This is a genomic window from Pseudomonas sp. SG20052, from assembly GCF_031766055.1.
GTDB classification, from domain to species: domain Bacteria; phylum Pseudomonadota; class Gammaproteobacteria; order Pseudomonadales; family Pseudomonadaceae; genus Aquipseudomonas; species Aquipseudomonas mandelii.
Map to the genome: position 1 here is coordinate 4,408,709 of NZ_CP134498.1, position 15,109 is coordinate 4,423,817.

The 15,109-nt window shown below is 60.6% G+C and carries 13 protein-coding genes; all 13 read right to left on the reverse strand.

Annotated features, from left to right (window positions below; genetic code table 11):
* Window positions 1–11 precede the first annotated feature (11 nt).
* Window positions 12–1,517: an amidophosphoribosyltransferase gene (gene purF, locus RHP74_RS20255; RefSeq protein WP_010456022.1), complete on the reverse strand. Its 1,506-nt coding sequence runs from the start codon at window positions 1,515–1,517 to the stop codon at window positions 12–14.
* A 41-nt stretch (window positions 1,518–1,558) separates the two neighbouring features.
* Window positions 1,559–2,119, reverse strand: coding sequence for a CvpA family protein (locus RHP74_RS20260; RefSeq protein ID WP_311096184.1), 561 nt, complete (start codon window positions 2,117–2,119; stop codon window positions 1,559–1,561).
* A gap of 98 nt (window positions 2,120–2,217) precedes the next feature.
* Window positions 2,218–2,880, reverse strand: a complete 663-nt coding sequence (locus RHP74_RS20265) for an SPOR domain-containing protein (protein WP_311096185.1) — start codon at window positions 2,878–2,880, stop codon at window positions 2,218–2,220.
* A complete protein-coding gene (gene folC, locus RHP74_RS20270; protein ID WP_304818762.1) occupies window positions 2,864–4,171 on the reverse strand; it encodes a bifunctional tetrahydrofolate synthase/dihydrofolate synthase in 1,308 nt (435 codons plus the stop codon). Before folC ends, RHP74_RS20265 begins: the two co-directional genes overlap by 17 nt.
* A complete protein-coding gene (gene accD, locus RHP74_RS20275) occupies window positions 4,168–5,088 on the reverse strand; it encodes an acetyl-CoA carboxylase, carboxyltransferase subunit beta (protein ID WP_010456031.1) in 921 nt (306 codons plus the stop codon). Before accD ends, folC begins: the two co-directional genes overlap by 4 nt.
* Window positions 5,089–5,297: 209 nt before the next feature.
* Window positions 5,298–5,921 (reverse strand): phosphoribosylanthranilate isomerase, encoded by a 624-nt coding sequence (locus RHP74_RS20280; protein ID WP_311096186.1) that lies wholly within the window; start codon window positions 5,919–5,921, stop codon window positions 5,298–5,300.
* A 63-nt stretch (window positions 5,922–5,984) separates the two neighbouring features.
* The gene (gene truA, locus RHP74_RS20285; protein WP_010456035.1) at window positions 5,985–6,809 is read right to left on the reverse strand and encodes a tRNA pseudouridine(38-40) synthase TruA; all 825 of its coding nucleotides are present in this window, start codon (window positions 6,807–6,809) and stop codon (window positions 5,985–5,987) included.
* Between the two features lie 310 nt (window positions 6,810–7,119).
* Window positions 7,120–9,747, reverse strand: a complete 2,628-nt coding sequence (locus RHP74_RS20290; protein ID WP_311096187.1) for a FimV/HubP family polar landmark protein — start codon at window positions 9,745–9,747, stop codon at window positions 7,120–7,122.
* 208 nt (window positions 9,748–9,955) lie between these two features.
* On the reverse strand, window positions 9,956–10,966 hold the full coding sequence (locus tag RHP74_RS20295) for an aspartate-semialdehyde dehydrogenase (RefSeq protein ID WP_010456038.1): 1,011 nt from the start codon (window positions 10,964–10,966) through the stop codon (window positions 9,956–9,958).
* A 269-nt stretch (window positions 10,967–11,235) separates the two neighbouring features.
* Entirely contained in the window at window positions 11,236–12,348 is a 1,113-nt protein-coding gene (gene asd, locus RHP74_RS20300; protein WP_054052925.1) for an aspartate-semialdehyde dehydrogenase, read from the reverse strand.
* A gap of 69 nt (window positions 12,349–12,417) precedes the next feature.
* The gene (leuB, locus tag RHP74_RS20305) at window positions 12,418–13,500 is read right to left on the reverse strand and encodes a 3-isopropylmalate dehydrogenase (RefSeq protein WP_083376276.1); all 1,083 of its coding nucleotides are present in this window, start codon (window positions 13,498–13,500) and stop codon (window positions 12,418–12,420) included.
* A 51-nt stretch (window positions 13,501–13,551) separates the two neighbouring features.
* Window positions 13,552–14,319 carry a class I SAM-dependent methyltransferase gene (locus RHP74_RS20310; protein ID WP_077750382.1) on the reverse strand — a complete coding sequence of 256 codons (768 nt, stop codon included), beginning with the start codon at window positions 14,317–14,319 and terminating at the stop codon, window positions 13,552–13,554.
* Between the two features lie 139 nt (window positions 14,320–14,458).
* Complete coding sequence (gene leuD, locus RHP74_RS20315; protein WP_010456042.1) at window positions 14,459–15,103, reverse strand: 3-isopropylmalate dehydratase small subunit; 645 nt, start codon at window positions 15,101–15,103, stop codon at window positions 14,459–14,461.
* Between the last annotated feature and the right edge of the window lie 6 nt (window positions 15,104–15,109).

The following is a 15,109-nucleotide window of genomic DNA, read 5'->3' on the forward strand; positions in this document are numbered from 1 at the left end:
CCGGTAGTTACTCAGTTGTTGTACAGATCAATGATCGCGCTGACGGCCTGCGTCTTGACCTTGGAGGCATCGTTACGTGCCTGCTCGATCTTGTTCAGGTAAGCCTCGTCGACGTCACCGGTGACGTACTGGCCGTCGAACACCGCACAATCGAACTTCTCGATCTTGATCTTGCCGCCACCGACCGCTTCGATCAAGTCAGGCAAGTCCTGATAGATCAGCCAGTCGGCGCCGATCAGGTCGGCAACGTCCTGGGTCGAACGATTGTGGGCGATCAGCTCGTGAGCGCTCGGCATGTCGATACCGTAGACGTTCGGGTAGCGAACGGCCGGTGCTGCGGAGCAGAAGTAGACGTTTTTCGCGCCGGCTTCACGGGCCATCTGGATGATCTGCTTGCACGTGGTGCCACGAACGATCGAGTCGTCCACCAGCATCACGTTCTTGCCGCGGAATTCCAGTTCGATGGCGTTGAGCTTCTGGCGTACGGATTTTTTCCGTGCAGCCTGGCCCGGCATGATGAAGGTCCGGCCAATGTAGCGGTTTTTCACGAAGCCTTCGCGGAACTTGACGCCCAGGTGGTTCGCCAGCTCCAGGGCCGCAGTGCGGCTGGTGTCCGGGATCGGGATGACCACGTCGATGTCGTGTTCAGGACGTTCGCGCAGGATCTTCTCGGCGAGCTTCTCGCCCATGCGCAGACGGGCCTTGTACACCGACACGCCGTCGATGATCGAGTCCGGACGCGCCAGGTAGACGTGTTCGAAGATGCACGGGGTCAGGGACGGGTTGGTCGCGCACTGACGGGTGTGCAGCTTGCCATCTTCAGTGATGTAGACCGCTTCGCCTGGTGCCAGGTCGCGAATAAGGGTGAAGCCGAGCACGTCCAGGGAGACGCTTTCGGAGGCGATCATGTACTCGACGCCTTCGTCGGTGTGACGCTGACCGAAGACGATCGGGCGGATGCCGTGCGGGTCGCGGAAACCGACGATGCCGTAACCGGTCACCATTGCCACGACCGCATAACCACCGACGCAACGGTTATGCACGTCGGTTACAGCGGCGAATACGTCTTCTTCGGTAGGCTGCAACTTGCCGCGCTGGGCCAGTTCGTGCGCGAACACGTTGAGCAGCACTTCCGAATCGGAGTTGGTGTTGACGTGGCGCAGGTCAGATTCGTAAATCTCCTTGGCCAGCTGTTCAACGTTGGTCAGGTTACCGTTGTGCGCCAGGGTGATGCCGTAAGGCGAGTTGACGTAAAACGGTTGAGCTTCGGCCGAGGTCGAGCTGCCCGCGGTCGGGTAACGCACATGGCCAATGCCCATGTGACCGACCAGGCGCTGCATGTGACGCTGATGGAACACGTCACGCACCAGGCCATTGTCCTTGCGCAGGAATAACCGGCCATCATGGCTGGTCACGATACCGGCAGCGTCCTGGCCGCGGTGCTGGAGGACGGTTAGCGCGTCATACAGCGCCTGATTGACGTTCGACTTACCGACGATACCGACGATGCCACACATGCGACGCAACCCCTACTTAATGGATCTGAACTGAACACAACTCACTGAGGCGTTTTGGCCGTCGGCAAGAGGTGCTCCTTGAACGGTATCTCAGCGGGTACGCTGATACCGCTGGCAAGCCACTGACTGCTCCACCCGAGGATCAGGTTTTTGGACCAGTCTGCGACCAATAGAAATTTTGGCACGAGCTGTGACTGTTGCCACCACCCGTCCTGCTGTACCGGCCCCAGGCTCAACAGCCCGACCGCCACGACCACCAGCAACACGCCACGCGCGGCGCCGAAGGCCATGCCGAGGAATCGATCGGTCCCGGATAGCCCGGTGACGCGTACCAACTCGCCGATAAGATAATTGATCATTGCGCCTACGATTAACGTGACGATAAACATGATGGCGCAGCCCGTGATCACACGAGCTGATGGCGTTTCGATGTATCCGGCGAGGTGCTCGGACAATGCACCACCGAACATCCAGGCGACGACTCCTGCGATGATCCAGGTCACCAGCGATAATGCTTCTTTGACGAAGCCGCGGCTCAGACTGATCAATGCGGAGATGGCGACGATTGCAACGATCGCCCAGTCAACCCAGGTAAATGGCACAGTGCAGCCTACAGACGGATAAGGCGGCGCATTTTAGCAGAGCGCATGGCTATCGGTAAGCTGCGATTGTCAGTGCATTTCAAATCGGGGCGATAGTTTTAGTTGCGCTCAGGCTGGAAACGCACCACAAACCCCTTGAGGTTCTTCTGGCGGCCCAACAAGTCGCGCAGGCGATCCGCTTCGGCGCGCTCGATCAGCGGCCCGACAAACACCCGATTCTTGCCATCGGCCGTGCGGATATAGGCGTTATAGCCCTGACTGCGCAGGTCTTTTTGCAAACTTTCTGCGCTTGCACGGCTCGACAGACTGGCCAGTTGCACCGACCAGCTGACCGACAGGCCATTGGCATCGACGCGGCTTTGAGTCGTGTCTGGCTTGCCCGGCGCGGCCGTAATCGGCTGGGCAGGCGGCGTGGTCGGCTGGGCAGGCTTGACCACAGGCGCGGGAGCGACCGGTTTGGTAGCAGGCGCAGCCGCGGCTGGCGCACTCGGGGTGATCGGCGCCACGGGTGCTTCTTGCTGAGCGATCTCGTCATCGCTTGGCACAGGTTCCTGAGGCAGCGCTTGTGGCTCGGGCACCACCACTGGCTCGACCTGCACTGGCGGCACCGAGGGTGCTTGCGGCGCAGCCGGGGCTTCGACCGTCACTTGACGCTGCTCATCCTGGCGGGAAAACAGCATCGGCAGAAAAATAACCGCCAGCGCCACCAGAACCAGGGCGCCAACCATGCGCTGTTTGTATGCCTTATCCAGCAATGCCATTTGCCGCTTCCTCCGTGGAGCGCCGGGCCAGCCATTCGAGGGCCTCGGCGACACAATAAAATGATCCGAACAACAGAATCTCGTCGTCGCTCGTTGCCAGTGCGCACTGCCCTTCCAGGGCGGCGGCCACACTGTCATAAGACGTTACCGCAGCGCCAAGGTTCTGCAACGCCGCCTGCAAATCGGCCACCGGGCGCGCACGCGGCGAATCCAGCGGCGCGACAGCCCATTGCTGGACACTAGCATTCAATTCACTGACAACACCATCCAGATCCTTGTCCGCCAACAAGCCAAACACCGCCAGACGCTTGCCGACCGGCGGACGAACGGCCAGACGGCGCGCCAGATACTCGGCTGCATGCGGGTTATGCCCCACATCCAGCAACAGGTTCAGACGCTTGCCCTGCCAGTCGATTTGACGGCGGTCAAGACGACCTGCCACCCGCGTCGCTGTCAGCGCATTGATTACTTGCGAATCGACCCACGGCAAACCGAGCAACAGGTAAGCCTGCAAGGCCAGTGCGGCGTTTTCCATCGGCAGATCGAGCAACGGCAGATCATGCAACTCGACCACTCGCCCTTGAGCGTCAAGACCGCGCCATTGCCAATTGTGATCGGTCACACCGAGGTCGAAATCGCGCCCACGCAGGAAAAACGGGCAATTGAGCTCGCGGGCTTTATCCAGCAGAGGTTGCGGAGGATTCAGGTCACCACAGAGCGCAGGCGCGCCCTGGCGGAAGATGCCGGCTTTCTCAAAAGCCACGGATTCGCGGGTATCGCCCAGGTAATCGGCGTGATCGACGCCAATACTGGTGACCAGCGCCATGTCGGCATCGACCACGTTGACCGTGTCCAGACGCCCGCCCAAGCCGACTTCCAGCACCACGGCATCAAGCCCTGCCTGTTGAAACAGCCAGAACGCCGCCAGGGTGCCCATCTCGAAGTACGTCAGGGACGTGTCGCCACGGCCCGCCTCGACCGCAGCAAAGGCTTCGCACAACTCGGCATCCGTCGCTTCGACGCCGTTGACCTGCACCCGCTCGTTGTAACGCAGCAGGTGCGGAGAATTGTAGACACCAACGCTCAGGCCTTGAGCCCGCAGCAACGAGGCCACGAATGCACAGGTGGACCCCTTGCCATTGGTGCCGGTGACCGTGATCACCCGAGGCGCCAGCTTGCCCAGTCCCATGCGGGACGCTACCTGTTGCGAGCGCTCCAGGCCCATGTCGATGGCCGAAGGGTGCAACTGCTCTAGGTAGGCGAGCCACTCGCCAAGGGTACGTTCGGTCATAGGTTGGCAGGTACCGGTGGAACCACGATCGGCTCAATGGGTGCGGCAACGAATTTTGGCGTCGGCAGGCCCATCATTTGTGCCAGCAGGTTGCCCAGGCGCGGACGCAGTTCCTGGCGGTGAATGATCATGTCGATTGCACCGTGCTCCAGCAGGAACTCGCTGCGCTGGAAACCTTCCGGCAGTTTTTCACGCACGGTCTGTTCGATCACGCGTGGACCGGCGAAGCCGATCAGGGCTTTCGGCTCACCGACAATCACGTCGCCCAGCATCGCCAGACTGGCCGAAACGCCGCCGTAGACCGGATCGGTCAGCACGGAGATGAACGGAATGCCTTCTTCACGCAGACGCGCCAGGACCGCAGAGGTCTTGGCCATTTGCATCAGGGAGATCAGGGCTTCCTGCATCCGCGCACCACCGGAAGCGGCGAAACAGATCATCGGGCAACGGTTTTCCAGCGCGTAGTTGGCGGCGCGGACAAAACGCTCACCCACGATGGCGCCCATCGACCCCCCCATGAAGGAGAACTCGAAGGCCGAGACCACCACTGGCATGCCCAGCAGGGTGCCGCTCATGGAGATCAGTGCGTCTTTTTCGCCAGTCTGCTTTTGCGCAGCGGTCAGGCGGTCCTTGTACTTCTTGCCATCGCGGAATTTCAGACGGTCAACCGGCTCCAGGTCCGCGCCCAATTCTGCACGGCCTTCGGCGTCGAGGAAGATGTCGATGCGCGCGCGGGCGCCGATACGCATGTGGTGGTTGCACTTGGGGCAAACGTCCAGGGTCTTTTCCAGCTCCGGACGATACAGCACAGCCTCGCAAGACGGGCATTTGTGCCACAGACCTTCAGGCACCGAGCTCTTCTTGACCTCGGAACGCATGATCGAAGGGATCAGTTTGTCTACTAACCAGTTGCTCATGCTTTCTTTCTCCAGTACCGGCGGCCCGAACGCTCTGGTTCGCAGCCCCGCGTATGCCCTTGAGCTAAATTCATGTGTGTGGCGATGATCGGTGGATGGCCGGGTCAGCGAAACGTGACCTGCGTACAATCCAAAAATCCTCAGCCGTGCCTGCTTTGTGCAGCGCAGTGCATTTTGGGACGGCGGCAGTCTGCCAGCCGTCACATCAACTACGTGCTACTACGTACCGCCTTGATGAATGCCTGAATCTTTGCGTGATCCTTGATGCCCTTGCTCGCTTCTACCCCGCCGCTGACGTCCACCGCATAAGGCCGGACCCGGGCGATTGCCTCAGCCACGTTATCCGGCGTCAGGCCACCAGCGAGGATGATCGGCTTGCTCAAGCCCTGCGGTATCAGAGACCAGTCGAACGCCTCACCGGTTCCACCGGGAACACCTTCGACATAGGCATCAAGCAGGATACCGCTGGCACTTGGAAACGCATTGCAGGCCGCCGCGATGTCGTCGCCGCCCTTGACCCGCAACGCCTTGATGTACGGGCGGTGCCAGCCTTCACATTCGGCTGCGGTTTCGTCGCCATGGAACTGCAACAGGTCCAGCGGTACGGCGTCGAGCAGCTCGCCCAACTCGCAGCGGCTGCTGTTGACGAACAACCCCACGGTGGTCACGAACGGCGGCAGCAACTTGATAATGTCGCGCGCCTGCTGGAACGTGACGGCCCGCGGACTCTTGGCGTAAAACACAAACCCGATGGCATCCGCCCCGGCCTCGACCGCCGCCAACGCATCTTCTATGCGGGTAATCCCACAAATCTTGCTGCGAACGGCTGACATGTCGATAAAACCTCAGGGCAAATCCGAGAAAGTCCCGGATGGTAACAAATGCGTTCGAGGGCGTCAGCCGTCAAGTTCAGAGAAGCCGGTGAGGAAGTGTGGGCCGATGTAACGCTCAGGCAATTGGAACTCGTCGCGATACTCGACCTGCACCAGATACAGGCCAAACGGATGCGCCGTCACCCCGCCAGAACGACGGATCCGACTCTCCAGCACTTCCTTCATCCACTCCACCGGCCGCTCGCCGGCACCGATGGTCATCAAGACACCGGCGATGTTGCGCACCATGTGGTGCAGGAAGGCGCTGGCGCGGATATCCAGGACGATCATCTTGCCGTGGCGCGTGACACGCAGGTGATGCAGTTCCTTGATCGGCGATTTGGCCTGGCACTGACCGGCGCGGAATGCGCTGAAATCATGGGTACCGACCAGGTACTGGGCGGCCTCGGCCATGCGCTCGACATCGAGCGGACGGTGGTTCCAGGTGATTTCTTCGTTGAGGTGCGCCGGGCGGATCTGATCGTTGTAGATCACATACCGATAACGGCGGGCGATGGCCTTGAAGCGCGCATGAAAATGCGCCGGCATGACCTTGGCCCAGCTGACACTGACGTCGTGGGGCAAGTTGATGTTGGCGCCCATGACCCAGGCCTTCATCGAACGCTCGACCTGCGTATCGAAATGCACCACTTGGCCGCACGCATGCACGCCCGCGTCAGTGCGCCCGGCGCAGAGCAGCGACACCGGTGAGTCGGCGACTTTGGATAAGGCCTTTTCGAGGGTTTCCTGCACAGTGAGCACACCGGAGGCCTGGCGCTGCCAGCCGCGATAACGCGAGCCTTTGTATTCAACGCCCAACGCGATCCGGAAAAAGCCGTCGGCCGCCATTTCGGCAGCCGGGTTATCTATATTTGCCAAGGAGTCACAGCCTGCTGATGTGCGCAAAGGCGGGCATTATAAAGCTGTCCGGCGGGGATACCAGCACAACAGAAAGTACGATATTGAATGTTGCAGCCCTTTCGCGGGCAAGCCCGCCCCCACAGTGTTTCGGGGGTGTTCTCAGGTTATGTGACCGCCACAAAACCTTGTGGGAGCGAACCTGCTCGCGATGGCACCCTGACAGACGCCGTCGGACCACCACTGAAACAAAAACGGCAGCCTCAATGGGCTGCCGTTCTGTTTATTGCCTACCGATCACTCAAGCCAGATGCGAAAGCATCTCCTTGGCCTCGCTCTTCTGGCCAGCATTCCCCTCGGCCACAACCTCATTGAGGATGTCCCGAGCACCGTCGTTGTCACCCATGTCGATGTAGGCCTGGGCCAGATCGAGTTTGGTGGCGACTTCATCGGTGCCGGAGAGGAAGTCGAAGTCCGGCTCGTCCGCCGCAGAAGCCATAGCGTCTTCTGCAGTAAAGGTCGGCTCACTCATGCTCTGGGACAAACGATCCAGCTCGGCGTTGACGTCATCCAGTTCAGCGGCAAAGGCGTCCTTGACCTCAGGCTCGGCCGGGGCGGCATCCATTTCATCAGCCAGCGACAGGTCGAAATCGGCTGGCAGCTCCAGATCGTCCTGGGGCACTTCAGGTTTTACAGGCTCCGCAGGCAGGTCCTTCACGCCTTCGTCCAGATCCAGCAGGAAGTCATCTTCAGCGAGGATGGCCGGCGATGGGTCGCCGCCCAAATCCATGTCCAGATCGAAGTCCGACAGGTCGTCGAGGTTTTCCTTGATTTCGGTCTGTTCCTTCAATACCGATTCAAAGCTCAGGTCATCGTCCAGCGGAAACTCGTCAAGGTCAGCCGCAGCTTCCGGCTCTGGCGTGACCACTGCGGGTGACGCGGCTTCCAGGTCATCCAGGCTCAGGTCGAAGGCACTGTCCAGGTCATCGGCCGGTGCTTGCGGCTCGTCCAGCAACAGGTCCTTGACGTACTGCGCGTCCAGCTCGGCAGCGAGGGCGGCGGCAGCAAGACCACCGGCAGCCGCGATAGCCATTGCCGGGAAGCGGCTTTTAAGCTGCTCGACCTGGGCGAAGTTGTCACCGTTGGCGACCAACTGACGCTCCTGGGCAACAAATGCATCGCGATCGCCCTGCTGACCGTAGACTTCCATCAGTTTCAGACGCAGGTCGCTGCGCTGTGGCTCTTGCTTGATGCCGTCTTCGAGCAACGCAGCGGCCTGGTTCAGACGACCGGCGGCAATGTGCGACTGAGCCTTGGTCAGTACGTCGTCATTGCGCTCGGCCGCTGGCGACACCAGCGGCGCGGCGATCGGCGTCGTCATTACATCCGGGGCTGGGGCTGGAGCTGGAGCAGGCGCTGGCGCAGGTGGTGGCGTTGGAATCGGCGCGGTAGCGAGTTTCACGCTCGGCGGCGGAACTTCCAAACCTTCGAAGCTGCTTTCTGGCAGGTCCTGCTCGGCAGAGAATTCCTTCTCTTCTTCCAGGGCACGCGCCATGCGCAGGTGTTTCTCGGCTTCTTGCTGCGCCTTGCGGCGACGCGCCAGCAACAGCAGCAGAAGCAGCAGAACCACTGCCCCACCGCCTACCAGACCCAGCAGGACCGGATTGGTCAGCAGTTCGTTGAATTTCTGCTCGTCGGAAGCTTCCGGTGTCGGCTCGATTGGCGGCTCGGCAGGCACGGGTGCAGGAGCAGTCTCAGGCGCAGACGTTTCCGGAGCAGGAACCACTTCAGTCGGTGCTGCCGCAGGGTTCGCGGCCAGTTCAGCAGACATTGCCGGTGGGGTCGTCGCTGGATTCGAAGCCGACGCTCCCGCTGCGCCTTCAGCCTGCAACTTGGCCAGTTGATTGTTCTTCAGCTCGATCAGGCGCTGCAGCTTATCCAGCTGACTTTGCAGATCGGTCATGCGGCTTTTCAGTTCAGCGTTGTCACGACGGGTCGTGTCGAGGCTTTCCTGGGTCACCGCCAGTTTGTTGTTCAAGGCTTTGGCATCACCTGCAGCGCCTTTGCCCTTGCCGGTTTCGGCAGAAACCAGGCTCAGGTTGTCTTTCGCCGTTTGCGATGGAGCTGCGTCAGCGCGGCCACGCTTGGTGGCATCGAGTTGCTGCTGCCCGGTACCGGGCTTCGCCACATAACGACGACCCTGGCGCCATGCGGTGTTCTGGGCAGCGACCTCAGCGATTGCCTTGGGTTGCGGCAGGCTGGTGCTCTGCGCCTGATCCGGCAAGCGCAGCACCTGACCGGTTTTCAGCCGGTTGATGTTGCCGTCGATGAAGGCATCCGGGTTCAGCGCCTGGATGGCCAGCATGGTTTGCTGGACCGAACCGCCATTACGCGCCTTCGCGGCGATTTCCCACAGGGTATCGCGCGGCGTGGTGGTGTATTGGGACGGCTGGGTGGCACCGGTCACCGGCGCAGTGACCGTTTCGGTCGGCGCAGGCTGCGCAGCCGCTTCAGCGGTCTGCGGGGAGAATTTGGAAGGATCGAGCAGCACGCTGTAATCGCGCAGCAAACGACCGTTGGGCCACATCACCTGAACCAGGAATTTCACCATGGGTTCGGACAGTGGTTTGCTGGACGTTACACGCAGGATACTTTTGCCGCTGGCATTGAGCACGGGCGTGAAGGTCAGGTCGTTGAGAAACGCCTGGCGATCGACACCGGCCTTGGCGAAATCTTCGGGTGACGCCAGGCTCGGCACCACTTCTGCGGCGGTGAGGTCCTTGACGTCGAGCAGCTCGATTTCCGCCACCAGAGGTTGGTTCAGCGTCGACTTCAGGGTCAATTCCCCGAGCCCGAGGGCATGCGCCATACCGGAGGACAGCGCCGAGGCGGCCGCTATTGCTAACACCAGTTTGCGAACTTGAACCATAGCCTCATCCTTTGTTTGAACATTCCTCGGCCAGCGAGAAGGTGTTGATAGCCGCTGCCGTAAGGCATTGCGCGCGGCGACGAAGGGTCGTCACGCGCGATCATTTCATAAATGCCCCGGAAAGCCCCGAAGAGTGGCTTGCCATCAGCAATCCGGCCAAGCATAGCGCTCGACTGGACTCATTCGAAAAATTGTTGCCAAGTATCTTTTACAGCAGGTCTTTTATCAACAATTCAGCCACCTGCACAGCATTGAGCGCAGCGCCTTTACGCACGTTATCTGACGTCAGCCACAAATTAAGTTCCGACGGGTCGTCGATTCCGGCGCGAACCCGACCAACGTAGACCACGTCCTGCCCTACTGCATCGCCTACTGCCGTCGGGTAATCGCCGGCTTCCACCAGTTCGATACCCGGTGCGTCTTCCAGCGCCGCGTTGACTTTCGCCAGGTCCACAGCGCTCGCTGACTGCAAGGTCACGCTAAAGCTATCGCCAAAAAACACCGGGGCTTGAATGCAAGTGACAGAAATCTTTAATAAAGGCAGCGCCATGACCTGACGCAGCTCACGCACCAGGCGTTTTTCCAGCAGCGTATGACCCTGCTCATCAGGCTTGCCGACCTGAGCCAACAGGTTGAAAGCCATCTGCCGATCAAAGAAAGTCGGCTCCAGCGGACGCACATTGAGAAGCTCGGCGGTCTGCCGGGCCAGCTCGGTCACGGCTTCTCGGCCCTGGGCGGAAACGGCCAGACAGGCGGTCAGGTTGATGCGTTGCAGGTCGAGCAAACCGAGCAGCGGCGCCAGCACCACGGCCAGCGTGGTGGCCGACGGGCTTGGGCTGCTGACCTGGAACGGTTTTTTCAAACCGGCCAAGACGTCGGCGTTGGCTTCCGGCACCACTTGCGGCGCTTGATTGGCCGGCAGAGCGCCGGACAGGTCGATCAGCGAACAACCGGCAGCGGTCGCGCGCGAGGCAAAACTCAGGGTCACTGCCGGACCGGCAGCGAAAAACACCAGCTGAACCTTGCTGAAATCGAATTCGTCGACTTCACGCACCCGCACGTTCTTGCCGCGAAACGGCACCGAATGCCCGGCGGATTCGCTACTGGCCAGCAAATGGAGGTTGCCGACCGGGAAGTCGCGTTCTTCGAGAATCTGCACGAGCGTTTCGCCGACAGTACCGGTGGCGCCGATCACGGCAATATCAAAGGACTGGCTCATGGTTCTACCTCTGGCGAAACGGGGGGAGCGGCACTTTACCGGGTGGGTGGCGCGCAGGCAATTCGGCTGGGGTTTTGTGGTGTATGCGCCGGCTTCTTCGCGAGCAAGCCTCGCTTCTACGGGTTGTGTGTCGGTCGCGAAATCTTGAAACAACCGCGATACCTGTAGGAGCGAGGCTTGCCCGCGAAGAGGCCCTTCCTGACGACATACCTTCCCAAAAAAAACCCGCACCTCTTTCAAGGCGCGGGTTCTTTGATTACTTCAATCGATCAACGCTCAAGCAGGATCCGCAGCATGCGACGCAGCGGTTCGGCCGCGCCCCACAGCAGTTGGTCGCCGACGGTAAACGCGCCGACGTACTGCGTGCCCATGTTCAGCTTGCGCAGACGGCCAACCGGTACGTTCAGGGTGCCGGTGACTTTCGTCGGGCTCAGTTCCTGAATGCTGGCTTCGCGATTGTTCGGCACCAGTTTGACCCAAGGGTTGTGCTGGCTGATCAGCCCTTCGATGTCGGCGATCGGCACGTCTTTGTTCAGCTTGATGGTCAGCGCCTGGCTGTGGCAGCGCATGGCGCCGATGCGCACGCAGATGCCATCCACCGGGATCGGGCTCTTGAAGCGACCGAGGATCTTGTTGGTCTCGGCCTGCGCCTTCCATTCTTCGCGGCTCTGACCGTTCGGCAGCTCCTTGTCGATCCACGGGATCAGGCTGCCGGCCAGCGGAACGCCGAAGTTTTCGGTCGGGTACGCGTCGCTGCGCATGGCTTCGGCCACACGGCGGTCGATGTCGAGGATGGCGCTGGCCGGGTCGGCCAGTTGATCGGCGACAGCGGCGTGGGTCGCGCCCATTTGCTTGATCAGTTCACGCATGTTCTGCGCGCCGGCACCGGAGGCCGCCTGATAAGTCATGGCGCTCATCCACTCGACCAGACCGGCTTCGAACAGACCGCCCAGGCCCATCAGCATCAGGCTGACGGTGCAGTTGCCGCCGATGTAGTTCTTGGTGCCCGCGTCGAGCTGCTGGTCGATGACCTTGCGGTTCACCGGGTCCAGCACGATCACCGCGTCATCCTGCATGCGCAGGCTGGAAGCAGCGTCGATCCAGTAACCCTGCCAGCCGGCTTCGCGCAGCTTCGGGAATACTTCGCTGGTGTAGTCGCCACCCTGGCAGGTCAGAATCACGTCGAGGGTTTTCAGCTCTTCAATGCTGTAAGCGTCCTTGAGCGGAGCAATGTCCTTGCCCACGGACGGGCCTTGGCCACCGACATTGGAAGTGGTGAAAAACACCGGCTCAATAAGATCGAAATCCTGCTCTTCCAGCATCCGCTGCATGAGCACGGAACCGACCATACCGCGCCAACCGATCAGACCTACACGTTTCATCGCAACTACACCTTCTTTAAAAAGTGGGCCGCTGCTTTCAAGAGTGAAAGTGGCAGCGGGCCCGAGAGATTACAGATTCCGCAGCGCGGCGACTACTGCGTCGCCCATTTCCTGCGTACCGACTTTAGTGCAACCGGCCGACCAGATGTCGCCCGTGCGCAGCCCCTGATCCAATACCAGACTGACGGCTTTCTCGATGGCATCGGCCGCGTCCTGCAGATTGAAGCTGTAACGCAGCATCATCGACACCGACAGAATGGTCGCCAACGGGTTGGCAATGCCTTTGCCAGCGATGTCTGGCGCCGAACCGTGGCAAGGCTCGTACATGCCCTTGTTGTTGGTATCCAGGGATGCCGAAGGCAGCATGCCGATGGAACCGGTGAGCATCGATGCCTGGTCCGACAGAATGTCGCCGAACATATTTTCGGTAACGATCACGTCGAATTGCTTCGGCGCACGCACCAGCTGCATGGCGGCGTTGTCGACGTACATGTGGCTCAGTTCGACTTCCGGGTAATCCTTGGCCACTTGCTCGACGATTTCGCGCCACAGTTGGCTCGAAGCCAGCACGTTGGCCTTGTCCACCGAGCACAGCTTCTTGCCGCGCACCATGGCCATGTCGAAACCGACACGGGCGATGCGGCGGATTTCGCTTTCGCTGTACGGCAGCGTGTCGTAAGCCTGACGCTCGCCGTTTTCCAGGGTGCGGGTGCCGCGTGGCGCGCCGAAATAGATGCCGCCGGTCAGTTCACGGACGATCAGGATGTCCAGGCCCGAAACGATTTCAGGCTTCAGGCTCGATGCCTCGGCCAGTTGCGGGTAGAGGATCGCCGGGCGCAGGTTGCCAAACAGGCCCAGTTGCGCACGAATCTTCAGCAGGCCGCGCTCAGGGCGGATGTCACGCTCGATGGTGTCCCATTTCGGGCCGCCCACGGCGCCCAGCAGCACAGCGTCGGCTGCGCGCGCACGGTCGAGGGTTTCGTCGGCCAATGGCACGCCGTGCTTGTCGATGGCGGCGCCGCCGATCAGGTCGTGACTCAGCTCGAAGCCCAGGCTGTACTTGTCGTTGGCCAGCTCCAGCACCTTGACCGCTTCGGCCATGATTTCCGGGCCAATACCATCACCTGGGAGAATCAGAATCTGCTTGCTCATGCTTTCCTCATGTCATCAGTCGGTGCGCCCTTGAGCACACCCGGAAAAATTCTATCGTTCGGCCATCAGCACCAGCACATCGGTACTGAACGAGCCATCGGCCTCAATCTCAAAATATTCGCGCACTTCATTGCCCATCGACTGCTGCAACTCGCGGATCGCCGCGCGCATCACTTCTGGCGTGCGCATGCGTTCGACCCAGGAGTTGTACTCCAGCCGCAACCGTTGACGCGTAGTGCTACGGGTATGCAACCCCGCTTCGCTGACCTGACGCAACCACTCGCCGGCGGAATAATCGCGCACATGGCTGGTGTCGCGCAGCACTTCGACGCTTTGCAGGTAAGTGTCAAACAACGGACTGCCCGGTGACAACACGTCGATGAACGCCGCCACCCCACCCGGCTTCAGTACCCGCCGGACTTCGCGCAGGGCCAGGCCGAGGTCGCTCCAATGGTGCGCCGAGTAACGACTGAAGACGAAGTCGAACTCACCATCGGCAAACGGCAGGCGCTCGGCGGCACCGTTGACCGTGGTCACATTGCTCAAACCACGGTCCACAGCGGCGACGGTAACCACGTCGAGCATCTGCTGGGACAAATCGTAGGCCACCACTTCCTTGACCAGCGACGCCACGTGAAAACTGACGTGACCAGCGCCACACCCCAGGTCCAGCACCCGAGCATCGCCCTGCCCGGCCAGTTCGGCCTGTAGCAGCGCAAATTCGGTGCCTTGAGCGTGTACAGCGCTGCTCAGATAGGCCGAGGCCTGTTCACCGAATTGCTTTTGGACTACCTGGTTGTGCTGGGCGGTGCGGGTCATGGGGGACTTCCTTTTGGGGTTTAGCCTTGTGTTGTCTGGGCGGGCCTCTTCGCGGGCGAGCCTCACTCCTACAGGGAGACGTATTTCAGCCGTAGGAGCGAGGCTTGCCCGCGAAGGCGTCATCACGCCTTACGCAAACTTACGCGTCGCGAAACAACCAAGGCTGGCTCGCCCGGTGCTTGGCTTCAAACGTCGCAATCGCTTCATGGTCCATCAACGTCAGACCGATATCGTCCAGACCGTTGAGCAGGCAATGCTTACGGAAGGCGTCAATTTCAAAGCTCAACACCTTGCCATCCGGACGGGTAACGGTCTGGGCCTGCAAATCGACCTGCAACTGATAACCCGGGGTCACTTCCACCTGCTGGAACAGCTCATCCACTTCAGCGTCGCTCAAGATGATCGGCAGCAAGCCGTTCTTGAAGCTGTTGTTGAAGAAGATGTCGGCGTAGCTCGGCGCGATGATGCTGCGGAAACCGTATTCCTCCAGCGCCCACGGCGCATGTTCACGACTGGAACCGCAACCGAAGTTTTCGCGGGCCAGCAACACGCTGGCGCCTTGATAACGCTCGGCGTTGAGGACGAAGTCCTTGTTCAACGGGCGCTTGGAGTTGTCCTGATAAGGCTGCCCGACATCCAGGTAGCGCCACTCATCGAACAGGTTTGGGCCGAAACCCGTGCGCTTGATCGACTTCAAGAATTGCTTCGGGATGATCTGGTCGGTGTCGACGTTGGCACGATCCAGAGGCGCGACAAGACCAGTGTGCTGGGTAAAAGCTTTCATGCTGCG

Excerpts from the sequence above, each read along its gene's own strand:
- purF (WP_010456022.1), bottom strand. The coding sequence starts at position 1,517 with ATGTGTGGCATCGTCGGTATCGTCGGTAAGTCGAACGTCAATCAGGCG.
- accD (WP_010456031.1), bottom strand. The coding sequence starts at position 5,088 with ATGAGCAACTGGTTAGTAGACAAACTGATCCCTTCGATCATGCGTTCC.
- asd (WP_054052925.1), bottom strand. The coding sequence starts at position 12,348 with ATGAAACGTGTAGGTCTGATCGGTTGGCGCGGTATGGTCGGTTCCGTG.
- truA (WP_010456035.1), bottom strand. The coding sequence starts at position 6,809 with ATGGCGGCCGACGGCTTTTTCCGGATCGCGTTGGGCGTTGAATACAAA.
- folC (WP_304818762.1), bottom strand. The coding sequence starts at position 4,171 with ATGACCGAACGTACCCTTGGCGAGTGGCTCGCCTACCTAGAGCAGTTG.
- RHP74_RS20280 (WP_311096186.1), bottom strand. The coding sequence starts at position 5,921 with ATGTCAGCCGTTCGCAGCAAGATTTGTGGGATTACCCGCATAGAAGAT.
- RHP74_RS20290 (WP_311096187.1), bottom strand. The coding sequence starts at position 9,747 with ATGGTTCAAGTTCGCAAACTGGTGTTAGCAATAGCGGCCGCCTCGGCG.
- RHP74_RS20265 (WP_311096185.1), bottom strand. The coding sequence starts at position 2,880 with ATGGCATTGCTGGATAAGGCATACAAACAGCGCATGGTTGGCGCCCTG.
- leuD (WP_010456042.1), bottom strand. The coding sequence starts at position 15,103 with ATGAAAGCTTTTACCCAGCACACTGGTCTTGTCGCGCCTCTGGATCGT.
- leuB (WP_083376276.1), bottom strand. The coding sequence starts at position 13,500 with ATGAGCAAGCAGATTCTGATTCTCCCAGGTGATGGTATTGGCCCGGAA.
- RHP74_RS20295 (WP_010456038.1), bottom strand. The coding sequence starts at position 10,966 with ATGAGCCAGTCCTTTGATATTGCCGTGATCGGCGCCACCGGTACTGTC.
- RHP74_RS20310 (WP_077750382.1), bottom strand. The coding sequence starts at position 14,319 with ATGACCCGCACCGCCCAGCACAACCAGGTAGTCCAAAAGCAATTCGGT.